Origin of the sequence: Ferranicluibacter rubi (assembly GCF_011603255.1) — a bacterium.
Lineage (GTDB): Bacteria > Pseudomonadota > Alphaproteobacteria > Rhizobiales > Rhizobiaceae > Ferranicluibacter > Ferranicluibacter rubi.
This window is the reverse complement of record NZ_JAANCM010000016.1, coordinates 16,412-39,824: the sequence shown is the minus strand read 5'-3', so window position 1 is coordinate 39,824 and position 23,413 is coordinate 16,412. Positions and strand designations below refer to the sequence as shown.

Here is a 23,413-nt window from a genome sequence, read left to right as displayed (position 1 = left end):
TCACTGAAAATCATCAAGCTTATGACTCTATTGTATAATTAATTTTTGTTCGCAACTTGCGGCGAATACATGCGGGCGTAGAATGGAAGCGCTTTCATTTCAGCCGGAGGAGGATCCGGACGAGATGATGTTTCGAGAGCTGGCGACAGCCACGCATAGGGAGGAGACAGCATGAACTTCAAGCGGGTAATGACACTTGCAGCCGTTGCCGCGGCGCTTGTCGCAGCGGGGGGCGGCCCCGGCCGCGCGGCCGACGTCTATCCATCCAAGACCGTGACCGTGGTCGTCCCCTTCGCGGCGGGCGGCAACACCGACACGTTCGGCCGCTTGGTGGCCGAGCAGTTGGACAAGCGGCTGGGCCAGCGGTTCATCGTGGAAAACAAGCCCGGAGCTGGCGGCAATATCGGCCTGGGTGATCTAGCCCGCTCCAAGCCCGATGGCTACACGATCGGCATGGGCACGGTGAGCTCGAATGCCATCAACCAGACGCTCTACAAGACCTTGCCCTACAGCAAGGAAAAGGGCTTCGAGCCGATCTCGCTGATTGCCAGCCTGCCGAACGTGCTGGTGGTCAACCCGGACAAGATCAAGGCGACCACCGTTGAGGAGCTGATCGCGTTCCTGAAGAGCGAGCCGGGCAAGCATACCTATGCTTCCTCGGGCGTCGGCACCTCCATTCATCTTGCGGGTGAACTCATGGCAACCAAGACCGGCATCAAGATGACCCACGTTCCCTACAAGGGCAGTAGCCAAGCCATCCTCGATGTCGTGGCAGGCCATGTGGACATGATGTTCGACAACATCCCGACGGCCGCGCAGCAGGTCAAGGCCGGCAAGGTCAGGGCGCTCGCCGTGACGAGCCTCGGCAAGGCCACCCTTCTGCCCGACGTGCCGACCATGGCAAGCGTCATTCCCGGCTTCGAGGCGACCTCCTGGCACGGCCTTTTCGCTCCTCCCGGCACGCCGCCGGAGATCGTGGAAAAGCTGAGCAAGGAAGTTCAGGCCATCATCGCCGATCCCGCCATGAAGGCGAAGCTTGAGGCGATGGGCGTAACGCCTGTCGGCAGCACGTCGACCGAGTTCAAGGACTTCATCGCCAAGGAAACCGCGAAGTGGGCTGGCGTCATCCAGGCCGCGAACGTTCCCCTGCAATGATCCGTCTTGCCGGCCGAGGCTCCGCCCGGCCGGCAACATCCTTCGTCTGCGAGACCTGATCCATGCTGAAGATACGAAACAGCCGCGACTTCATCGGCGGACTGACGATGATCTGCGTCGCCCTCCTTTTCATCTGGTTCGCCCGCGACCTGACGGTCGGAAATTCGTTCCAGATGGGGCCTGGCTATTTCCCGGTCGTGCTGAGCCTGCTGCTGATCGCGCTCGGCGCGTTGATCACCGTCCAGTCGATCGTGGTCGAGGCGGACGGCAGCGAGCCGGAGACGTGGAACGCCAAGGCCTTCGTGCTGGTCGTTCTTGGGCCGGTCGGCTTCGGACTCGCGCTGGCCGGTCTCGGTCTGGCGCCCACCATGTTCCTTCTCATCGTCGGGGTGGCCACGGCCAGCCGCTATGCGAACTGGCGGCACTCAATCCTGCTCGGCCTGTTTCTTTCCGTCTGTTCGGTGCTGCTGTTCACCCGGCTGCTGTCGCTGCCTGTCGCCCCCTTCGGGCCGTGGGTCCCCCTCATCGGCAGCGTTTGACGTCATCCGGCAACCGGCAACCCGACTGGATTTTTCATGGATCTCTTCTCGAACCTCATGCTCGGTGCATCGACGGCCTTCTTGCCGATGAACCTGCTCTACGGCTTCATCGGATGTCTGCTCGGTACGGCTATCGGCGTGCTTCCCGGCCTTGGGCCGACCGCGACCATCGCCATGCTGCTGCCGATCACCTTCGGCCTGCCGCCGGAATCCGCGCTCATCATGCTCGCAGGCATCTTCTACGGCGCCCAGTATGGCGGCTCGACGACTGCCATCCTCATCAACCTTCCCGGCGAAAGCTCCTCCGTCGTCACGGCGATCGACGGCTACCAGATGGCGCGCAACGGGCGGGCGGGCGCGGCCCTTGCAACGGCTGCGCTCGGCTCCTTCTTCGCCGGCACGGTGGCGACGATCCTGCTCGCCATGGCCGCTCCGCCGCTTGCGGCCGTCGCGCTCAAATTCGGCCCTGCGGAATATTTCTCGCTCATGGTGCTCGGGCTCGTCGCCTCGGTAGCGCTGGCGAGCGGCTCCCTGCCGAAGGCCATGGCGATGATCGTGTTCGGGCTGATGCTTGGCACTGTCGGCACCGACGTGGAGAGCGGCACGCCGCGCTACGTCTTCGACATTCCTGAGCTTTACGACGGCCTGAACTTCGTCGCCGTCAGCATGGGCATTTTCGGGATCTGCGAGATCCTGCGCAATCTCGAGAACGAGCAGGAGCGATCCGTCAGCGTCAAGCGGGTGACGGGGCTGATGCTGACGAAGGACGACGTCAAACGCATCGTCGGCCCGGTGCTGCGCGGCACGGCGCTCGGCTCGTTTCTAGGCGTTCTGCCCGGCGGCGGCGCCATGCTCGCGTCCTTTGCGTCCTATGCGATGGAGAAGCGCCTGTCGCCCAACCGGGCGCAGTTCGGCAAGGGCGCGATCGAAGGCGTGGCCGCACCCGAATCCGCCAACAATGCCGGCGCGCAGACCTCGTTCATTCCCATGCTGACGCTCGGCATTCCCGGCAATCCGGTCATGGCGCTGATGGTGGGTGCGATGATCCTGCAGGGTATCACGCCCGGCCCGAACGTCATTTCCGACGAGCCGGCTCTCTTCTGGGGCATGATCGTCTCCATGTGGTCGGGCAACCTGATGCTCGTCATCCTTAACCTGCCGCTGATCGGCCTGTGGGTGCGCATGCTGACGGTGCCCTACCATCTGCTGTTCCCCGCCATCATCGGCTTCTGCTGCATCGGCGCCTACAGCATCAACAACAGTGTCTTCGACGTTTTCGTCATGGCGGGCTTCAGCTTCGTCGGCTTTGCCCTCAGCAAGCTGCGCTTCGAGCCGGCTCCTCTGCTGCTCGGCTTCATTCTTGGGCCGATGCTGGAGGAAAATCTGCGGCGGGCCATGCTGATCAGCCAGGGCGACCCGACGATCTTCGTGCGCAGCCCGCTCAGCCTGTCGCTGCTCGTTTTCGCCGTGGTCGTTCTTGTGCTCGTGCTGGCACCGGGCATCAGTCGCAAACGCGACGAAGCCTTCACGGAATAGCGGCCGATACCGTCCCTCGGCAGCGTGCAGGGACCAGAATTTACGTTAAGAGTTCGGAGCTCGGAATGGCAGACAGAAAGACCTATGAAGACCTGCGCTCGGCGCGATGGATGGTGCCGGACGACCAGCGCTCCTTTGGCCACCGCTCGCGCACCATGCAGATGGGCTATGCGCCGGAGGACTGGGAGGGGCGGCCGATCATTGCCATCCTCAACACCTGGTCGGACGCTCAGCCGTGCCACATGCATTTCCGCGAGCGGGTCGAGTGGGTGAAGCGCGGCGTGCTGCAATCGGGCGGCTTTCCCATGGAACTGCCGGCGCTGTCGCTGTCGGAGAATTTCGTCAAGCCGACGACGATGCTCTACCGCAACATGCTGGCGATGGAGACCGAGGAGCTGCTGCGCTCGCATCCCGTCGATGGCGCCGTGCTGATGGGCGGGTGCGACAAGACCACGCCGGGACTGGTGATGGGCGCCGTCTCCATGGGCCTTCCCTTCATCTACCTGCCCGCCGGGCCCATGCTGCGCGGCAACTATGCCGGCAAGGCCCTGGGTTCGGGAACCGACGGCTTCAAATACTGGGACGAAAGGCGGGCCGGCACCCTGTCGAAGGAGGAGTGGCAGGGCATCGAGGGCGGGATCGCCCGGAGCTACGGCCATTGCATGACGATGGGTACGGCCTCGACCATGACGGCGATTGCCGAGGCCATGGGCCTGACGCTGCCCAACGCCTCCTCCATTCCCGCCGCGGACGCTAACCACCAGCGCATGTCGGCCAGCTGCGGCCGGCGCATCGTCGAGATGGTCTGGGAAGACCTGAAGCCGGACCGGATCATCACGCAGGCCGCCATCAACAATGCGGTGACCGTGGCCATGGCGACCGGCTGTTCGACCAATGCGATCATCCACCTGATCGCCATGGCGCGGCGCGCCGGCATTCCCCTGGAACTCGACGATCTCGACTGCATCGGCCGCACCACGCCCGTCATCGCCAATATCCGTCCGTCGGGAACGACCTATCTGATGGAGGACTTCTTCTATGCGGGCGGGCTTCGCGCCCTGATGAAACAGCTCGGCGACAAGCTCGATCCCACGGCCATCACCGTCACCGGCAAGCCGCTGGTCGAGGGGCTCGACCAGGTGAAGGTTTGGAACGAGGACGTCATCCGGCCGCTTGCCAACCCGGTCTATCACGAGGGCTCCCTCGCCGTGCTGAAGGGCAATCTCTGCCCGGACGGGGCCGTCATCAAGCCGGCCGCCTGCGATCCGGTGTTTCACCGCCATCGCGGTCCAGCGCTCGTCGCCGACAGCTACATAGAGCTGAAAGCCATCATCGACGATCCCAACTATCCGCTGACGCCGGAGACCGTTCTGGTCCTGCGCAATGCCGGGCCGCAGGGCGGGCCGGGCATGCCGGAATGGGGCATGATCCCGATGCCGAAGGCGCTGTTGAAGCTTGGCCTGCGCGACATGGTGCGCATTTCCGATGCGCGCATGTCGGGCACGAGCTTCGGCGCCTGCGTCCTCCATGCTTCGCCCGAAGCCTTCGTCGGCGGCCCGCTTGCACTGCTGAAAACCGGTGACATGGTGGAGCTGGATATTCCGGCCCGCAGCCTGAACATGCTGGTGCCCGAGGCGGAGCTTGCGCAACGGCGCGCCGGCTGGGTTGCGCCGGAACCGCGCTTCGAGCGCGGCTACGGTTTCATGTTCACCAAGCACATCGAGCAGGCCGACAAGGGCTGCGATTTCGATTTTCTCAAAACCGACTTCGGCGCGCGTGTCAGCGAGCCGGTGATCAACTGACAACTATGTTCGAGGAGGAACCATGAACCCTGCAACCCGTGACAAGCTAATGGGCGTATCCGTGGCAACACTGTGCTCGGCGCTCTTCAAGCGCGGCCTGCGCAACCAGACGATCCAAGACGTGCGCCCCGTCAGGCCGAAGGGCCGCAACATGGTGGGGCCCGCCTTCACACTGCGCTACATGCCGGCGCGCGAAGACCGGAACCCCATGACGATCTTTCGCGATCCGAAGCATCCCCAGCGCCATGCGATCGAAACCTGCCCTGAAGGCCATGTTCTGGTGATGGACAGCCGCAAGGACGCGCGTGCGGCGTCCGCGGGCGACATCCTCATCACCCGGCTTATGATCCGGGGCGGGGCAGGCGTCGTCACCGATGGCGGCTTTCGCGACGCGATGACGATCGGCGATCTCGACATTCCCGCCTATCACCATCGCCCGTCCAGCCCGACGAACCTGACGCTGCACGAGGCGGTCGACATCAACGTGCCGATCGGCTGCGGCGACGTCGCGGTCTTTCCGGGCGACATCATGGTCGGCGACGACGACAGCGTCATCGTCATTCCTGCCGAGATCGTAGACGACATCGCGGACGAAGCGGTGGAAATGACCGCCTATGAGGATTTCGCCGTAGAACGGGTGAAGCAGGGTCACACGATCATCGGCCTTTATCCGGCAACGGACGAGACCAATCTCAAGCTGTTTGCCGAGTGGCGAAAGACGAACAACCGGTAGGCGATCGGCTTGCCATAATGCCGGACGGCCCCCACGGGCCGTTCGGCGGAACGCTTCGGCGCCGCCTTTTAATTCAGGACGGGCACCACGTCCTTCACCGCTCTCAGGCCATTGACGGCTTCCTCGAAGAGCATCTGCGAATAGGCATGATGCGTGACGCCGCGCTGCAGGTCGTCCTTGGTCAGTTCGTCAACAAAGGTGCTGCACTGCATGACGAGGACGCTGTCGCACATATGGGCGATCACGGACAGGTCGTGGCTGACGAGGACATCGGTGAGATTGCGCTCGTCGCGCAGATCGCAGAGGAGGTTGAGCACCTCGGCTTGGACGGAGACGTCGAGGGCCGACGTCGGCTCGTCGAGAAGCAGGATCTCCGACTCGAGCATCAGGGCGCGGGCGATAGCGACGCGCTGGCGCTGGCCGCCGGAGAGCTGGTGCGGAAAGCGCTCTGCAAACGTCTCGGGCAGGCCGATTTGGCGAAGCGCAGGACCGACCAAATCCCATCCGCACTCCTTGGGTGATGTTTTCCGTCGCCCACTAAGTCGAACAGTTCGGCATCAAGCTGACCTTGGTCTCACCGGGGTTTTCCGTACCGATCTGCTCGATACAGGCAATGTCCGCTACCCTAGCCCCCGGTGAGGAGGGCCGCCGTGCGAGGTTGATGGGAACATCGGAAGTCCTAGTGCAAACAGTAGGATCAGTCCTGTGCCATCACTAAACCGTTACGCGAACTTTTCCCAAGGAAAGGGAGAAATCGACGTCGTCTGCATCTTTGAAATCGAAGACAGCAAGATTCTGAAAGTGCGGTCCAAGACGAGTGAGCTCGGAACATATCGGTCCGTCGCCTGCTTTTTCAAGAAACTGAGGTCCGCTTCAGGCCACCAACGGACGGGTGGCTCACGAAGATGTCGCCGACATCCTTCGGAGGAGATTAAAGAGCGGGCGTGGACCTGCCGATATGACAGCTGCCCCCAAGAGAAGCGATCCAAGGCTATTTCGGAGCATACCCACAGCCTTTGAAATATTCATTTATCTATATCTCAATCCTTTTATCGCAATAGATATCCTGGGAGAGTAAGATTTGGATGGACGTCTAGTGGTAAAATTAAACGAGGCCAAACGTCTCGATGCTTTGTACAATCTCAATTTATTGGACACACCGGTAAGCGAGAGCTTTGATCGCATCACCAGGATGGCGAGCCAAATTTTCGATCTCCCCATAGCAGCGGTTTCCTTAACCGACGTCGATCGGCAGTGGTTTAAGTCTCGTGTAGGGGTCGATCATCAATCCATCCCCAGAGATGAAGCCCCCTGCGCCCAGGTTGCTGAAAGCGCCGACGTCCTGGTGATCCCAGACATGGCGACGGATGAATGCTACAAGCAAAGCGTCCTTTGCAAAAGCGGCATTCGTTTCTATGCCGGTGCGCCCTTGATCACCCGCGAAGGGTATGGCCTCGGCGCGTTGTGCGTTCTCGGAACATCGCCTAGAGAAACGACCCCGGAAGAGCTGGCAGCACTGACGGACCTTGCAGCCATGGTGATGGCACAGGTCGAGCTGCAACACGCCTTCGGACGCATTGATCCGATCAGCGGCTTACCGAACAGAACGCAGTTCTTTGATGACATAAGCGACTTTGGGCAGGATGAAACTGTCGACACCCATCGGCTTGCCGTTCTGATTGATTTGGCCGATACCAAACAGGTCGATCACCTATCTCGCGTCCTGGGTCCTGCAGAGATTGATACTGGCGTCAGGGAGGCTGCCTGCTTCTTGAGGGCGGAAACCGGCAGGCGCGCTGCCTATCATATTTCGGCAACTCAGTTTGCTTTTGTGGCACACGACCACGTTGGGGAAGAAAACTACATCAGAGACGTTGCCGCCATGCTCACACGCCTGGAGGCGGCTTCGAGCTTCCAGTTCATGATGACACCGGTGGCCGGTATCGCTCCTTTCGGTCCGGGTATCGATCCGGCCGACCTTTTGAGGGCTATGGGCAGTGCCGCTCAGGATGCCCGGCTACAAGGAGTCCAGGTCAACGTCTTTTCGGCAAAAAGTGATGACAAACATCGCCGCAGTTTCAGGCTGCTGCAAGATTTTGACTCAGCTTTACGGTCTGATGGTCAACTATCGTTGGTATTTCAGCCGCGCGTATCGCTTGACACTGGGCAATGCGTCGCAACGGAAGTACTTTTGCGCTGGCTTCATCCAGAACTGGGTAGCATATCGCCGGGTGAGTTCATCCCGATCATCGAGAACTCGCCGCATGTCAGAGACATGACGAGCTGGGTCCTTGACGCGGCGCTTCGTCAGGCCCGCCTATGGAAAAACCAGGGGCTTACGGTCCCTATGTCTGTCAACATCTCGGCGGCCAATCTGGAGGAAGAAGACTTCGTTGACCGGATTATGGTGATGTTGCTTCGACACGGCATCCTTCCGTCACTCCTCGAACTGGAAGTCACCGAAAGTGCCATCATGAAGGATGCTGGCGCTGCATTGAAGAAGCTGCAGGCTCTGGCCGAGGCCGGCATTGCGCTTTCGATAGACGATTTTGGAACTGGCTACAGCAGTTTGTCGTATCTCCAGAGGTTGCCCACAACGGTCGTGAAGATTGATCAGTCTTTCATCAGAAATCTTGGCGTTGGGGATCGTGACGAAAACCTTGTGCGGTCAATGATCGCCCTATCGCACGACCTCGGTTATCGGGTTGTGGCGGAGGGCGTAGAAAGCGCTCAGGCCGCAGACACTTTGATGGCCATGGGCTGCGACGAAGCTCAGGGATATCTCTTTTCGAAGCCCCTGAAAGTCCATGCTCTTCAGCAGTGGTTTTCGTCCAAGACAGGACGTGCCAACGTCGCGTGAAACGAAATGGACAATCCGAAATCTTGCTTCGCACCGTAGCGATTGCTTAAACCGCACCGGCTTTGCCGGAGACCGTTTGGTTTAAGTTATGCGGCCATGGCTGGCACGTCCAGCATGGCGTAGTATCGTTCTTCGGCCTCGGCTGGCGGGATATTCCGGTGGGCTCCAGAAGGCGGCGGTGGTTGAACCAGTCGACCCATTCCAGTGTGGCGAACTCCACAGCTTCGAAGTTGCGCCATGGTCCTCGCCGATGGATGACCTCGGCCTTGTAAAGACAGTTGATCGTTTCGGCGAGAGCATTGTCGTAACTGTCGCCAACGCTTCCGACAGACGGCTCGATGCCCGCCTCGGCCAGCCGTTCGGAATAGCGAATGAACACGTATTGTGAGCCGCGGTCGGAATGATGAACAAGCCCGCCGCGTTTGACAGGCCGCCGATTATGAAGCGCCTGGTCGAGGGCATCGAGCACGAAGCCTGCATGAGCCGTCCGGCTTGCCCGCCAACCGACGATACGGCGGGCGAAGGCATCAATGACAAAGGCCACGTAAACGAAGCCTTGCCAGGTCGCGACATAGGTGAAATCGGATAACCACAGCATGTTCGGCGCGGGAGCCTTGAAGTGGCGATTGACGCGGTCGAGCGACGTCGAAGCCTTCTCGCTGCAACTGTCGCCACACTTTCCGCACGCCATAGACCTGGAAGTTCTCGTTGAACACCCGGCGTATCTCGACTCTCATGGCAATATCATTCCGTTCGCGGACTGATAGGCGACCCACGTCCGTGCGCTTGGCGACGACTTCATAATAGGTGGACGGGGCAATCGGCAGCAGCCTGCAGATCGGCTCGACCCCGAGCACCGAGCGGTGTTCGTCGATGAAGGAAATCATCGCTTCAGTGGGCGGTCGAGCTCCCCTTGCCCGACAAGCGAATGCTTGCATTCGCTGAAAGGGGCCTGGGCAAAATACGCCGAGGCTTTGCGTAGAATCTCATTCGCCTGACGACGCTCCCGGTTCTCCCGTTCCAGAGCCTTCATCTTCTCAGCCACGTCACTCGGCAAACCTGCGCGCTTGCCGCTGTCGACCTCGGCCTTCTTCACCCATTCATGGAGGGTATGCGCCGAGCAACCGACCTTGGCCGCTATCGACGATACCGCCGCCCAGCGGGAGGGATGTTCGCCTTCATGCTCCATCACCATCCGAACAGCACGGGCACGAACTTCAGGAGAAAATTTGTTCGTCGTTTTGCTTGTCATAGACCCTACTTCTCACGAGTTGAGGTCTCCGGCAAAGCCGGGGCGGTTCAGCGGCGTTTCAGCGTTGCTGATTACGTCGCGACTGGCGCGTGCTCGTTGCGACATCGTTTCCCATTTGTGTAATTGCCGTTGAATGCCTGCATCTGCGGTGTTTCTTGCGTTTTTGACGGATATGTATTACATAGCCTATTGAAAACTGGTGGTAATGACGATGTCTAGCGTTGCGTTTAAGGTACTGTCGACGGTGAACGCCCCCTACGGGACGAACCTTTCGGCTGAGCAACTCGCTTCGAAGATTTTCGATTTCGCTAGTGTTGAGAATTTCGATGCTTCCGCATTCTCATTCTATTCCGAAGTGAAAGTTGAGCTCCAGCACCAGTTTCTGGATGAGATGGAAATTGACTACGGGACCGCATCCGAGATTGCCAAGAAATTCTCGCAGCTAGCCGGATACCCGCTCGCCCTATCCGCCTGAGGGCTGTCCTGATGAGCCAATGGGAAAGCCTCTTCGACCAGTCTGTGTCGATTATCAATCAGGCAAACTCTTCTTTTACACTCCTCGATAGCTGGACTTTCGGCGGCGGGACCGCCCCTATGCTCCAGATCAGCCATCGTGAAAGCTTCGATATCGACATTTTCATCGATGATCCGCAGGTCCTCCCATATCTGAATCCGACAACGCAGGGCTATACCCTGCAGGTGAACCCCGATGAATATATTTCGGACGGGACGCATGCGCTCAAGATCGTGTTCGCGGACATTGGTGAAATCGACTACATTTGCGCTCCAAGCCTGACCGACGATCCTACGTCCCGTGTCACGGTGCGAGGGATCGAAGTTGACCTTGAGACACCGGGCGAGATCATCGCGAAGAAGGTTCACTACCGGGGTGCCTCCCTTCAACCACTCGACATGTTCGATATCGCGTGCATTGCCAAGGCACTCGGCGATCGATACGTTGTCGAAGCTCTCTTGCCCTTCAAAAACAAGGCCGCCGCTGCATTGGCAGTCGCCGAGAGGATGAACGCAGGCCTCGCTAGTACGGTTATGGGGAAGCTTCAGTACAGAGAAGGATAGGCGGATATTTCGAGAACTGCACAAGCGAAGACAATCTCGCTTTTGAAAGCGGTGTGCGAATATAAGCCACCAGTATCCACCGCACCTTCCTCTCCGTTCCCGCGCTGATTTCTCAGCAACCTGGCGACCTCAGCTGTACTACCGTTCGTTAACTATCCCTTCGATGCGGATCATTGCGGGATAGCCAGCGAAACCAAGTGAGGGCGGCGTCAGCAAGCGGAGGTCCTTGCTGCGAGGCTTGGTGATGATGACCGACATCTCCCCGTGTGAGTGAGCCGTTTTTCAAACGTTTAGCGAGTCCACGGCACGTGGTCGACGGTTCAAATCCCTTCAAGGTGGCGGTGCGAACTCAAGATGCTGAACGCAGGATTTCTCGTTTAAGGGCGTGCTAACATTCAATGTCATACTCTCAGCGACCGCTCGAGGCGGTCTGCAACGAATGTGACGATGTAAGCGATCACCATGTAGACGAACACGGCGATCAGGAAAGCTTCGAGGTAGTAGAAGTTAAGGGCCGCAGTCAGTTGCGACTGGGCGAAGATATCGACGACTTCGATCGCAAATCCCAGCGAGAGCGCCTTCATGATCACCATGATCGAGTTGGCGAGATCGGGGATCGCAGCGACGATTACCTGAGGCAACATCACCCGGCGAAAGAGCTGTGTTTTCCTGTAGCCGAGGGAATAGGCAGCCTCTGCTTGCCCGTTGTCGAAGGAATTGAGCGCGCCCTTGACAACCTCCGCCTGGAAGGCCGAGACGCAGAGCGTCAGCGCGACTATCAGGGTGATCCAGTTCGGCGTCGAGTGACCGTTGTAGTCAATGCCGACGAGCGAGGTCAGGAACCTCGATGTCGGTGGTAGGCCGTAGTAGGCGAGGAAGATTACGATCACCATTGGCACGCCTTTGAAGATGACCTTGTAGGCGACGACTAGTTCGCGGAGCAAAGGAATACGCCGATATTCCACCATCGCGAACAGGCTGCCGATCATCGTGGAGAAGACGAAGATGCCGAGAGCCATGGCGAGCGTCACGGGGACTGCGCCGAGTATGTCCCAGAGATCGGGCAGAAGGACTTCGGAGTCGAACATGGTATGACCTTTCGAACGCTCAGACGCTGGGCATGACTGTCGCTTTCGCTCGGGCAGTGTTGGGCGCAAACCGAGCGTTTCGTTTCTCGAAGAAGCGCACGATGCTCCATGCCACGAGGCAAAGCAGCGAATAGATCACCGCCAGGACCAGGTAGGTCTCGAACTGGTACTGGTTGTAGTCGCGCTCCATGACGAGGTGGGCGGTCGCCATGACGTCCGCAGCGCCGATGTACATCACGAGCGCGACGTTGTGGATCAGGTAGATGATGGCATTGCCGTAGCCCGGCAGGGCGATGTGTACCGCCTGAGGACCGACCACCCGGACGAGTTTCTGCAGGAAACTGTAGCCCAGACTGTCGGCCGCATCGTGCTGACCCCGTTCCACGGCGAGGTAAGCAGGCCGCAGCACCTCGGACAGATACCCACCATGATACAGGCTGAGGCCGACCATCGCCGCCACGTTCGGAGAAACGAAGTCCTCCACGTCAAGGAGAGCCACCACCAGCGGCAGTCCATAGAACGCGACGAAGAGTTGGAGAACGACAGGGACGCTTCGGGCGTAGGAGACGTAGAAGTCAGCAAACTGGCTGACCACGGGAATCCTGCGCACACGGAAGGTGGTGGTGACCAGGGCCAGCAAAAAACCGGCGATCATGGCCGTGAACGTGATCGCGAGCGTCAGCGGCAATGCCGAGAGCAGCTCTGGGATCATGATGGAAAGGTCCACTGGGGAGCACTCCTTGTTTCAGTCCTGGGCCTGATCGCCGGTCGTTGCCAACGTCACTTCATGTACGATGTGATGTCTTCACCGAACCATTTCTGCGAGAGCTTCGCCAGTGTGCCGTCAGCCTTCAGTTCTTTCAGAGCCTTGTCGATGCCTTCGGAGAGTGCCTGGTTCTCTTCCGAGCGGTGGATCAGGATAAAGGTGTTGTTGATCGCAGCCGGCTCGCTCGCCGTGATCTCAAGCTTCTGCTGGTCGATCACCGTCTGCTCGCCGAGGTTCGATGGCAAAATCAGCGCGTCGTATTTGCCGTTCTCGACCTCTTTCAGGCGATCCGGATAAGGAATGCCAGCGCTGGAGGCGGTAACCTCGATCTGGGTGTCGGGGTTTTTTTCCTGCCAGGCATTCGCAAACTTGTAGATGCCGCCACCTGCCGTCACGGGCACGATCTTCTTGCCGACGAGATCCTTCATCTCCTTGATGCCGCTGTCCTTGCGGCTGTAGATCTTGATGAGGCTGGCACCAATCGGGCTTTCCGGGATAAGGAACTGCTTTTCGCGGGCGGGTGCCCGATAGTAGCCGCCGGTCGCCATGTCGTACTTGCCCGTTGCAAGGCCGGTCTCCTGCGCAATGTCGGCGGCACCTTCCATCAGGAATTTGTACTGTGGCAGCTTGGCGTTGATCGCTTTCAGGACATCCGGCTCATAGCCCTGAGGCTCGACGCCGATCGCCCCCCAGGAAAGCGGCTTGGATTCGGCGGACGTCGCAATCTTGATCGTGCGGACGTCGTCTGCACGGGCGAGACCAGCGGTCGCAAGTGCGAGTGTGAGGCCTGCAACGGCGAGACCGAAGGTGCGGCGGGATGTTGACGCGAGGAATGACATGTCAGGCAACCTTTCGTTACTGGATGGAGTGTTCTGTGGTGAGGAACTGGGTGAGGCGCGGGTTCGATGAAGCTTCGAAGATCTCGGCGGGACTGCCGTCGGCCGCAACGACGCCGCGATCCATGAAGACGATGCGGTTCGAGATGTTTCTTGCAAACTGCATCTCGTGCGTGACGAGAAGCGAGGTGATCCCCGAGGACGTCACGTCTCTGATCACCTTCAGAACTTCGCCGACAAGTTCGGGGTCGAGCGAGGATGTGGGCTCGTCGAACAGCATGACGTCCGGCTTTACCGCCAAAGCACGGGCGATGCCCGTCCGCTGGAGCTGGCCGCCTGAGAGCTGTGAAGGATAGCTGTCGATCTTGTTCGACAGGCCGACCCGATCCAGCTCTTCCAACGCGATCCTGCGCGCCTCTTCCTTCGACTTGCGCTGGACCACCACGAGCGGATCCATGACGTTCTGGAGGACCGTCATGTTCTTGAAGACGTTGAACTGCTGGAACACCATGGCGGTACGAAGCCGGATCGCCTGGATCGCCGTGCGGTCGAGCTTCTGGTAGTCCATACGAACGTCATCGAAGGCGATCGTACCCGACGACGGTCTAGCCAGAGAGTTGATGCACTTCAGTAGGGTCGTCTTACCCGTGCCGCTCGGTCCGATGATCGACACGACATCGCCGCGCTTTACGGAGAGATCGACACCATTGAGAACCTGCGTGCTTCCGTACGATAGCTTGATGTTCTTCAGCTCTAGCATTTCAGGTCCGTGTCCTTTCGGAGTGGTTCGCGGAGCGCATCGTCGTCGGCCCATTCGTCCCCGAGGAGTTCCGGCGTGTCGAAGGCTTGAAGGTTTTCGAAATGACGCTCCCGATCCTCGACAAAAAGCTCCCGGACGATGCCACGCGCGAGCCGGTCCGCGCCTTCGCTGACCGCAGGGATGTCTCCTGTCAGCTTGCCGTGGGTCAGCGTCGCCGGGAAATTGAAGCAGTGGATCTTCGAAAGAGCGGGGCAGGCGCCGGGCACCGTTTCAAGGAACTCGAACGCGTCGCCGAGATCCGGTGAAGACTCGAGTTCTGCATTCGGCATGCCGGCCGGCACGGGAAAACGATCGCGCCAAAGCCGGATGAACGGTGAAACGGCTGCGAGTTCCGGTCTGTTTTTCAGCTCGATCTTGAAGCCGGTCCCGAAGATCAGGAAGTCGATGCGATAGCGACCCTTCGGCGTGTCGAGTAGGATATGATCGTCCTTCTGAAGGAGCGCCGTGATGGGACTTTGCAGATGCAGATGGGCCTGCGGAAAGGCACTGAGGCGCAGGACGCTCGGGCGTGGCGGTGGTGTCTGCTCGCCCATCGCGTAGTTCAAGAAGCGCCACTTCCACGCGTCGGGAAGGCCTGCGAACCCATGTACGACGCCTTGGCTGCCAATGCCGGTGAACTTGTTGATACGGGGCAGCTCCCTGCGACGAACGAACATATCGAGGCGTGCCGCTCCGGCCTCCAGCGCGGTTGCGGCATTGTCCATCGCCGATGCTCCAGCGCCAACCACCCCGACGCGCTTGCCGCGAAGAGCGGAGAAGTCGATGCTATCCGCAGTATGAGCCCAGAATGTCCGATCGATGTCGTTGGAGATCGGCGGCACATAAGGCCCCCCAAGGCCATCGCGACCGGTGGCCAACACCACGTGACGGGCGATTAGGGTTTTCGTCGAGCCGGACTGGCTGCAGTGAAGATCGAGCATGCCATCCGCGCGCGGCAGGATGGCCTCGACGGAAACACCATTTCGCACGGGAAGGTCGAGGACCCGTCGATACCAGATCAGATAGTCCATCCAGATTTCGCGTGGCGCCCGATCGAGCGCAGCCCAGGCTTCCGATCCGAAACGAGCCTCGTAGTAAGCGCGGAATGTAAGAGCCGGCAGTCCCATGGCGGGTCCGGTGAGCTGCTTGGGGGAGCGCAGCGTGCGCATCCGGGCATAGGTGACCCATGGGCCTTCCTGGCCAGCCGGCGCCTTGTCGAGCACGACATGGTTGGCCACGCCCAGGCGCTTCAGCATGCCGGAAGCAACAAGCCCCGCCATACCGCCACCAAGGATGACGACGTCGATAACCGGCCGATCGCCGATGACACGCGGTGGGACCCAGGACTTCGCCGGGAGCTCCAGCCAAGCCAAGTCCTGTGCCAGCCGCGCTTCAAGTGCGTCGAGGTCTTTTGGGAGAGAGGACGCAGCGCTCATGTCGGCACTCTTTCAGGCGAAGCGGTCGGTCCATAGACCGTGTCTGCCAAAGCGTCCGCGCCACCCGCATCCAGCAGGCGGCAGCCCGGCATGGCCAGCGCGACCGCACGAGCCGCGTCGATCACGGCCGCGACGGTGGCGGTCAGGGGCAGCGCCGCAGGTGAGATTGCCCCAAACAGAAACGGGATGTCGTGGTCAAGCATGCGCATCACCGTGCCCTCTATGGGGACGCCGACCACCGTTGCCGGTTCGACGATCGCCACGCCAAGGCCAGCACGGACCATGGTCAGAGCCGTCATCGATGCATTGACGTCGATCATCTGCTGCGGCTCGACACCGGCCTTTTCCAGTGCCTCATCTATGCGATGACGTAGGCGGTACGGGTTGGCTAGGGTTATGATGCGGCGCGCGGCAAGCTCTGAAAGCTTGACAACCTCGCTGTTGGCGAGCGGATCGCTATCAGCAAGTGCAACAACACACGGCGCATGGGCAACCCAATGGACGTCAAGACCGGGATGTTCCAGCGGCAGGCTTGAAATACCGAAGTCCGCCGAACGTGCGAGCACGGCCTGGACAACGTTTTCCGCAGCAAGCGCCTGTACGTGGAGATGACGCGGGATCAGCCCTGGTGCGACCGCAGCGATGGCTTGAGGAAGCACACCTGCTGCGAGCGAGGGCGTTGCTGCGATCGTCAGGGATACCGGCTCGCCCAAGCCAATTGCGCTGGCCCTTTCGCGGATATGGGCAAGGCTCGACAGATGCCGTTCTACTTCTGCATGGAAAAGTAGCCCGCGTGCCGTTGGTGTTATCCGAGGTCCGCTTCGGTGCAGGAGCGCGTATCCGATATCCGCCTCTAGATCCTGGATGAGCCGGGTCACCGCCGGTTGAGAGCGGCCGAGCAGCCGCGCTGCACCTGTCACGCTTCCGGCGGACATGACGGCTGCGAAGGCCTCGAGTTGTCGAACATCTATAGAGCTAGAATGCATGAATGACATCAATCACCCTCCTTCATGTGAGTAAAGCATGAGCATGCTCAAATGACGATCATTCCTAGATAATAATTCCACATGACTCGGCGACCTTCATTCCAGATTGACATGCTTCGATCCTGTACCTACCTAAATTTCACGCCTGTTCTATGAGCCAAGGAGCGTGTCTTGAACGTGATCGAAACCCTCGTGTCTGCGAGGCCGGGCTCTGCTCTGGCCGACGCCATGGAAAAACGCGCCGAAATCCTTCGCCTCAGCCAGGCGGCACACGATGCGGTTCTCCTTCCTCGGGATCCCGGCGGACTTTCGCATGGCCTCAGGGCAGCACTTGCGGCACGCATGTCGCGGCAGAATGCGGACGAAAGCCTTGCAGCTCACTATGAGACACTCGTCGCCCGCGCCGCCGAGCCGGAGACAAGTCATCTCGTGATCCCCGGCGCGACGAGCGACGATCTACGAACGGCAGCGATCGTCCGGCACGCCGACATGCTCACGGTGTCGCCTCGCGATGCGACCCGAGCCGACATCCTCGCGCTGAGAGACGTGGGTCTTGATGATGCCGACATCGTGCGGCTGTCGGAACTCGCTGCGTTCGTAAGCTATCAGGTGCGCGTGATCGCCGGCATGAACCTGATCGGGAGAAGAACATGAGCGACGTGATCCATAGCTTTACCACCAAGGTTCCGCGTTGGCAGCCGTACGTGGTGCCCGTCGATCTTGAGACGGCAACGGAAGAGCAGCGTGCGGCGATGCAGGTCACTCCCTCGGGCAAGGGCATCTCCACCTATGTCCTGACCCTCGCGCATGATCCGGAGTCGCTCGCCGTCCGTTCGCCGCTCTTCAACGACATCATGTACGGCAAGGACGGGCTTGCTTCGGGTGAACGGGAACTCGGGGCAACCGCAGCGTCCGTCGTAAACCGATGTATCTATTGCGCGGCTGTCCACGCATCTCGGTTTATCAGCCACACCAAGCGGGCAGACGTCATCGATACGATCTTTGCAGACTGGGTTGATGCGGAACTCGAAGAGCATCTCCAGGCGATCTTCACCTTCTCGGCCAAGCTCTCGACGGCCCCGCCCAAGGCGACAGACGACGATGCAAGAGCGCTCGGCGATGTCGGATTCGATGAACTACAGCAGCTGGACTTGGTTTTCTCTTCAGCGATCTTTGGTTGGGCGAACCGCCTCATGCACACGCTCGGCGAAGCAGTTTAAGATTAGGCTGATCGTTTAGACAAGGTAACCATGAATGACGGTGTCCGTATTCTTGGTGCGGCGGCCTCAGCATGTCGTTGATGACCGCCTTTTCACTGTTAGCTGTCACCTGCACTCTCGCGTCAGCGGCCTTAACCGCATCATCGCAGCGCTTGTCTGCCTCAGCGCCATCACTGGCCCGAGAGTCGTCACTTTCGCTCGTCAGCTTGCCGTCTGGCTTGCTGGTCATGTGCTGGCTCCTGGTGAACTGTCGCCAACCTAATTAGCGATGCGCCGAAAGTTCCGCGCAGGGCCAACGTCATCACCAAGTACCGCATTGCGCCAATCGGAGATATTAAAGACGTGCTGCTTGTGGCGAGGCATCAAACTTGTATTGGGTGCTCTGCGAGCGGCCATCATCGGAACGCTCAATCACAACGTCAATGCTCGCGCCTGGGCTATCATGTGGCCATACATCACCGAGCCTCTGCGGAAAACGTTACCGCAATGGCTCGGTGGTTAAGCTAGCGCCTATTGCGCATGCCCCGGCTCCGATCGATGACTATGCCCCTCAGATAGAGGGTCTGTAACGTGACCCAGCCATTCCGCCGGGTTGACGATGGCGATGCGGCTGCGGATATCGGCGGCATTTGCGGCAATCAACAGCTCATAATTACCGGCTTCCGAGCGGAAAGCCTTTGCCGCGACATCGAAGAAGCTCAGATCGCGCAACGTTACCGTCAATGTCGCGGTCGCGGTTTCGCCCGCGGCAAGTTCAAGCTTTGCAAAAGCCCGCAATTCCTTCTCGGGCCGTAAGACAGCCGAGGCCAGCGGACGCACATAAAGCTGCACGACATCAGCGCCCTTGCGCGCGCCGGTATTGGTGACATCGACAGTCACGGTGATACCGTCCTCACCGAGTACCGTAGACGATGCCTTCGCCTCACCCCAAGAAAATTGCGTATAGCCCAGACCGAAGCCGAACGGGAAAAGCGGCTCCACCCCATGGCTGTCGTGGTGGCGATAGCCGACAAACACACCCTCATCATAGCGCACATGACCATCCTGGCCGGGATAGACCAGCGGATTGCCAGTGATGGCGGAATTGTCCGACAGCGATTTCGGGAAGGTCTGCGGCAGGCGGCCACCGGGTTCCGCATCGCCGAACAGCACATCTGCCACAGCATTTCCCAGTTCCTGGCCGGTATACCAGATTTGCAGAACGGCCTGAACCTTGTCCAGCCACGGCATTTCCACAGGCCCGCCGGTCTGGAGGACCACAACGGTGTTCGCATTGACGGCTGCAACCTTTTCGATCAGCTCCTCCTGGCGGCCCGGAAGGCGCATATCGGGAAGATCGAGACCTTCGCTATCCCACTGACCCTCACGGCCAACGAAGACAAGGGCGACATCGCAATCGGCAGCTCTGGCAACGGCTTCATCGATGGCGGCATCGCCGAGCGCCTTTTCGACGCCGAAGCGAATGGCCGTCAGGTGAATGCCATCGGCGGTATCTGCCGGCGAGCAATAGTCGATTGTCAGCGTGTAGCTGCGCCCGGCTTCCAGTTCCAGCCCCTGGCGCTGCTCGCTATTGGCGGTGCCGAAATAATTGTCGCCCCGCGTCCAGCCATCATAGCCGTTTACGACCAGCTTGCCGTCGATAGAGAGCTTCGCAAGACCGGCATTGGTCATGCCGAAAATATGCTCACCACTGTCAGAAGGCACGAATTTCCCGGTGATCCGCGCCGAGAAATTTGCGGGATCGAGATCGGGTGACGGCAGGTCGAACCAGAAGAATTCGCCCTTATCAGCCCTTTCCGTGTGAACGGGCGTGCCTTCCAGCGCCCGGCCGGTGAAATATTCAACTTCGATATCGCCTGCGAAAACCTCGACAAGGCGGTTATTGCTGCATCCGGCCGCGTGGTGCACGCTATTGGCATCGGAAAGGGCGGCGCGAATACCCTGAAGTGGGCTGACGGTGTAATGCGCGGCAATCTGGGCGCTACCGCCACCCATGACGCGGGCTACACCGGCATTGGGCCCGACAACGGCGATGCTGTCGAGCGAGGTTCGCGCGAGTGGCAGAATACCTTCGTTCTTGAGCAGCACCGCGCCTTCGGCACCGATCTGGCGGATAAGGGCGCGATCCTCAGGCAGGTCGAGTGAGCTTTCCGCAAGATCGGGCGCAGTTTCGAGCGCGCCAACCCGCTCCAGCAGCGTCAGAATGCGGCGTGCCGCATCACGCACCGTTTCAGCCTTCACCTCGCCATCGTGAACGGCCTTGACCAGCTTTTCGCCACGGTCACGGCTGGGCCCGGGCATTTCGAGGTCGAGACCGGCATTGACCGTATCGGCCGTTGAATGGGAGCCGAACCAGTCCGACATGACAATGCCGTCGAAGCCCCATTCCTTGCGCAACACGTCAGTCAGCAGCCACGGATGTTCGCTGGTATAGGTGCCGTTGAGGCGATTATAGGATGACATGACAGCCATTACGCCAGCTTTCTTCACCGCCTGCTCGAAGGGCAGAAGATAGATCTCGCGTAGGCTGCGCTCATCGATGTCCGACGACATCGTCTGGCGCTCGATCTCGGATTCATTGCCGGCAAAATGCTTGATCGTTGCCGCAACACCACCGCTCTGCACGCCCTGGATATAGGCAACGGCGAGAGATGCCGTCAGCAAGGGATCTTCGGAGTAGCACTCGAAATTACGACCATTGAGGCCCGAGCGATGGATATTGACGGTGGGCGCCAGCAGAACCGATGCGCCCTTGCTTTTCGCCTGGCCAGCCAGCGAAACACCCATGCGCTTCACAAGCTCCGGGTTCCACGTCGCACCAAGCGCAATCGCTACGGGAAAGCAGGTTGCCTTGACACCGGCAACCAGGGAGCCTGCACCACGGGCGCCATTGGGGCCATCTGTGACCTTGATCTTGGGAATGCCGAGACGCTCGACTGGCACGGTTGTCCAGAAATCTGCGCCTGCCAGCAGCGAAACCTGCTCTTCGAGCGTCATCTGGTTCAGGATATTCTCGATCATACGAGCCTCCGGTTTTGCAATGCTATGGAAGAAGGGATGCGTCAGTCATCGGGAATGGCGCGTCCTTGGCATCCTGTCAGCGGACACCGCGCACGGGGGCAATCGCCAGCGCGCCGAGGAAGGCACTGACAGCGGCCACGGCATAGAGAACGCCTTAACTCTGGCCCCCGGCATTACCGATCGCGAGAAGAAGGGGTGCGACAGCCGGGGCAATCGATTGCGGCACGGCATTGGCGATATTGAGAACGCCGAGATTTCTGGCCGCATGGGTTTCGCGGTCCGGCAAGATATCCACGACCAGCGCCTGATCGACCGCCATGTAAACGCCGAAGCCGATAGAGGTCACTGCGATACCGCTGTAAAAGGCGGCGAGATCGCTTGAGAAAACAATGACCACAATACCCAGCGCATAGGTCATGGCGGCTACCAGCACGAATGCCTTGCGGCGACCCATGCGATCCGACATGTAGCCGGACACGAAAGACGAGCCGACAACGCAGATCGCTGTAATCAACGTCGATATGAACATGATGTCGCCGATATCGGCCTCCGCCACCTTCAGATGATCCATCAGGTAATAGACCTGATAGGATGTCAGGACCGGAAAGCCGAAAAACACCAGAAAGCGGCTAAGCCATGCATAACCGAAATCGGGGTGTTTGACGGGATTGACCCAGAAGCTGCCCAGCAATTCCCACAGTCCCGGTGCAGCCTGCTGCGGCGCATCTCTGGCGGGACGATCTTCGATCACGAGAACGAAGATGAGAACCGTTACCAGGCCGATAGCCGTGGGCATGAGGAACATCGCATTGCTTGCGGTTCCCGTCAGGGCCAGAATGGCGCTGCCGATCAGCAGGGCGATATAGATCGACATGCCCGCAAGCGCAGAAACCAGACCGCGCTGATGTTCGGGTACCTGATCCGGCACGGTTGCCACAAGTGCCGCCAGCATGGCGTTGTAGGCCGTCTGGATTACGCACCACGCGATGCCGATCACCACGAGGCTCGATGTATAGGCCATGAAAATCTGCGCGATACTGCCCACCACCACGCCACCCACCAGCCAGGGCTTGCGTCGCCCGAAGCGCGACCGTGTACGATCCGAGAGTTGTCCGAAAATAGGGTTGGCGAGCAGCGCGAAAAGCGCGCCGATGCCGAGGATGGCTCCAAGGCTGGCACCTTTGCCTGCGGGGTCAAGCGTATTGACGCGAATGGCCAGCGTCATGGCAACGGGCGTCATGACGGCCGTGAAGAAGCCGACACTGGCAAGCCCGTAAGTGAGGATGAATGGCAGACCGACCGATTTTTCGGTCGCCTTGCCCGAAGGAACTGCAATAATATCCGGGCCTGCAATGCTCATTTCCGAAATCCTCCACCTCGAAAAAGTTCGTACCGGTATCGTCCTCCGTCGAACCTCCTATTAAATCTACCGACTACTAGGTATTTATAAAGAGTCAACTTTTTTGTTTGTCCATGGACTGGCATTCGGGATTTGCGCTGAAAAGGTTACGGGCCGGATATTTCACGCTAGAAGAGCACAAACGCATCGAGGGGGTGGAAGAGGTATGAATGAAGGGAAAACCGTCGGAGAAACCTCCGATGGATCGTCGATCAAACGGCGTAAATCCTCAAAAGGCATTATCCGGCGAGAGGAAATCCTCACCGCGGCCATGCGTCACTTCGCCAGTGCCGGCTATCAAAGCGCCTCTTTCGCAGCCATCGCCGCCGATGTCGGCCTCTCATTGCCCGGCCTTCTACATTATTTCCCGACAAAGGTGGATCTTCTGCTTGCCATTCTCGACAAGCGCGATCTGGAAAGCACATCGGCTATCGACGCCAGTAGCGCCAACTGGCGCACATTCCTGCTTGGCCTGATAGAGGTTGCCAGAAACAACCAGACCATTCCCGGCGTTGTGCAGGCATTTTCGGTTCTCAATGCCGAAAGCCTGACGACAGACCACCCGGCGCAGGCGTGGTTCGCCTCAAGGGTGCACGATCTCAAGGGAAACCTGGTGCTCTCGCTGCAAAAGGGGTTAACCGCGGGCGAACTGAAGGCCGATACCGATCCCGACATCATCGCGGCCGAACTGATAGCCATGATGGATGGTCTTCAGATGCTCTGGCTCAGATCGCCAGAAGAGTTCGATATGGTCACGATTTTCTCGGCTTATACCCATCGCCTGATTGCAGCAATCGAGCGTGTCGAGCCACGACATCACACGGAAAAAGCAGGCCGATAACCGGCCCGCGTCAGGTCGAAGGCAACGTCAAACGCCTCAAATCCATCAAGCGGCAAATGTTTGCCGG

The 23,413-nt window shown here is 59.6% G+C and carries 19 protein-coding genes, 2 pseudogenes and 1 other annotated feature; of the genes and pseudogenes, 11 read left to right on the top strand and 10 right to left on the bottom strand.

Features of this window, described 5'->3' with window-relative positions:
* The first annotated feature begins 171 nt into the window (after positions 1-171).
* From G8E10_RS22905 to G8E10_RS22885, 5 genes are all read left to right on the top strand, one after another.
* Entirely contained in the window at positions 172-1,155 is a 984-nt protein-coding gene (locus G8E10_RS22905) for a Bug family tripartite tricarboxylate transporter substrate binding protein (RefSeq protein WP_132449921.1), read from the top strand.
* A 62-nt stretch (positions 1,156-1,217) separates the two neighbouring features.
* A complete protein-coding gene (locus G8E10_RS22900) occupies positions 1,218-1,694 on the top strand; it encodes a tripartite tricarboxylate transporter TctB family protein (protein WP_167130810.1) in 477 nt (158 codons plus the stop codon).
* Positions 1,695-1,730: 36 nt separating this feature from the next.
* Positions 1,731-3,230 carry a tripartite tricarboxylate transporter permease gene (locus G8E10_RS22895; RefSeq protein ID WP_167130809.1) on the top strand — a complete coding sequence of 500 codons (1,500 nt, stop codon included), beginning with the start codon at positions 1,731-1,733 and terminating at the stop codon, positions 3,228-3,230.
* A 65-nt stretch (positions 3,231-3,295) separates the two neighbouring features.
* Positions 3,296-5,032: an L-arabinonate dehydratase gene (gene araD / locus G8E10_RS22890; protein ID WP_132449918.1), complete on the top strand. Its 1,737-nt coding sequence runs from the start codon at positions 3,296-3,298 to the stop codon at positions 5,030-5,032.
* 22 nt (positions 5,033-5,054) lie between these two features.
* Entirely contained in the window at positions 5,055-5,765 is a 711-nt protein-coding gene (locus tag G8E10_RS22885) for a ribonuclease activity regulator RraA (RefSeq protein WP_132449917.1), read from the top strand.
* A 68-nt stretch (positions 5,766-5,833) separates the two neighbouring features.
* Here G8E10_RS22885 and G8E10_RS22880 read toward each other — a convergent pair.
* Positions 5,834-6,268, bottom strand: a pseudogene (locus tag G8E10_RS22880) (ABC transporter ATP-binding protein); the annotation flags it as partial.
* A 578-nt stretch (positions 6,269-6,846) separates the two neighbouring features.
* On the opposite strand from G8E10_RS22880, the gene G8E10_RS22875 reads away from it, so the two are divergent.
* Positions 6,847-8,625, top strand: coding sequence for a sensor domain-containing phosphodiesterase (locus G8E10_RS22875; RefSeq protein WP_281517761.1), 1,779 nt, complete (start codon positions 6,847-6,849; stop codon positions 8,623-8,625).
* An 86-nt stretch (positions 8,626-8,711) separates the two neighbouring features.
* Here G8E10_RS22875 and G8E10_RS22870 read toward each other — a convergent pair.
* A pseudogene (locus G8E10_RS22870) lies at positions 8,712-9,877 on the bottom strand (IS3 family transposase).
* Positions 9,438-9,552 (bottom strand) — a sequence feature (AL1L pseudoknot). (Overlaps the previous pseudogene by 115 nt.)
* A 211-nt stretch (positions 9,878-10,088) precedes the next feature.
* Between G8E10_RS22870 and G8E10_RS22865 the strand changes: the two are divergent.
* Positions 10,089-10,352, top strand: coding sequence for a hypothetical protein (locus G8E10_RS22865; protein WP_167130844.1), 264 nt, complete (start codon positions 10,089-10,091; stop codon positions 10,350-10,352).
* Between the two features lie 11 nt (positions 10,353-10,363).
* On the top strand, positions 10,364-10,954 hold the full coding sequence (locus G8E10_RS22860; RefSeq protein ID WP_167130807.1) for a nucleotidyl transferase AbiEii/AbiGii toxin family protein: 591 nt from the start codon (positions 10,364-10,366) through the stop codon (positions 10,952-10,954).
* Positions 10,955-11,355: 401 nt separating this feature from the next.
* Here the strand turns inward: G8E10_RS22860 and G8E10_RS22855 are convergent, their stop codons facing one another.
* From G8E10_RS22855 to G8E10_RS22830, 6 genes are read right to left on the bottom strand one after another with little or no spacing between them, the layout of a single operon-like run.
* Entirely contained in the window at positions 11,356-12,042 is a 687-nt protein-coding gene (locus G8E10_RS22855; protein WP_110802702.1) for an amino acid ABC transporter permease, read from the bottom strand.
* A 19-nt stretch (positions 12,043-12,061) separates the two neighbouring features.
* Complete coding sequence (locus G8E10_RS22850) at positions 12,062-12,769, bottom strand: ABC transporter permease subunit (protein ID WP_167130806.1); 708 nt, start codon at positions 12,767-12,769, stop codon at positions 12,062-12,064.
* A 53-nt stretch (positions 12,770-12,822) separates the two neighbouring features.
* Positions 12,823-13,647: an amino acid ABC transporter substrate-binding protein gene (locus tag G8E10_RS22845; protein WP_110802700.1), complete on the bottom strand. Its 825-nt coding sequence runs from the start codon at positions 13,645-13,647 to the stop codon at positions 12,823-12,825.
* A 16-nt stretch (positions 13,648-13,663) separates the two neighbouring features.
* Positions 13,664-14,404: an amino acid ABC transporter ATP-binding protein gene (locus tag G8E10_RS22840; protein ID WP_110802699.1), complete on the bottom strand. Its 741-nt coding sequence runs from the start codon at positions 14,402-14,404 to the stop codon at positions 13,664-13,666.
* Entirely contained in the window at positions 14,398-15,879 is a 1,482-nt protein-coding gene (locus G8E10_RS22835) for an NAD(P)-binding domain-containing protein (protein WP_132449881.1), read from the bottom strand. The genes G8E10_RS22840 and G8E10_RS22835 overlap by 7 nt, the downstream gene beginning before the upstream one ends.
* On the bottom strand, positions 15,876-16,874 hold the full coding sequence (locus G8E10_RS22830) for a LysR family transcriptional regulator (RefSeq protein WP_167130805.1): 999 nt from the start codon (positions 16,872-16,874) through the stop codon (positions 15,876-15,878). Before G8E10_RS22830 ends, G8E10_RS22835 begins: the two co-directional genes overlap by 4 nt.
* A 162-nt stretch (positions 16,875-17,036) precedes the next feature.
* On the opposite strand from G8E10_RS22830, the gene G8E10_RS22825 reads away from it, so the two are divergent.
* Positions 17,037-17,519: a CMD domain-containing protein gene (locus G8E10_RS22825; RefSeq protein WP_132449879.1), complete on the top strand. Its 483-nt coding sequence runs from the start codon at positions 17,037-17,039 to the stop codon at positions 17,517-17,519.
* A complete protein-coding gene (locus tag G8E10_RS22820; protein WP_167130804.1) occupies positions 17,516-18,085 on the top strand; it encodes a peroxidase-related enzyme in 570 nt (189 codons plus the stop codon). Before G8E10_RS22825 ends, G8E10_RS22820 begins: the two co-directional genes overlap by 4 nt.
* A 510-nt stretch (positions 18,086-18,595) precedes the next feature.
* Here the strand turns inward: G8E10_RS22820 and G8E10_RS22815 are convergent.
* Both G8E10_RS22815 and G8E10_RS22810 read right to left on the bottom strand, forming a co-directional pair.
* Positions 18,596-21,106: a glycoside hydrolase family 3 C-terminal domain-containing protein gene (locus G8E10_RS22815; RefSeq protein ID WP_167130803.1), complete on the bottom strand. Its 2,511-nt coding sequence runs from the start codon at positions 21,104-21,106 to the stop codon at positions 18,596-18,598.
* Between the two features lie 154 nt (positions 21,107-21,260).
* A complete protein-coding gene (locus tag G8E10_RS22810) occupies positions 21,261-22,466 on the bottom strand; it encodes an MFS transporter (RefSeq protein ID WP_281517759.1) in 1,206 nt (401 codons plus the stop codon).
* Between the two features lie 205 nt (positions 22,467-22,671).
* On the opposite strand from G8E10_RS22810, the gene G8E10_RS22805 reads away from it, so the two are divergent.
* Positions 22,672-23,346: a TetR/AcrR family transcriptional regulator gene (locus G8E10_RS22805; protein ID WP_167130802.1), complete on the top strand. Its 675-nt coding sequence runs from the start codon at positions 22,672-22,674 to the stop codon at positions 23,344-23,346.
* Positions 23,347-23,413 lie beyond the last annotated feature (67 nt).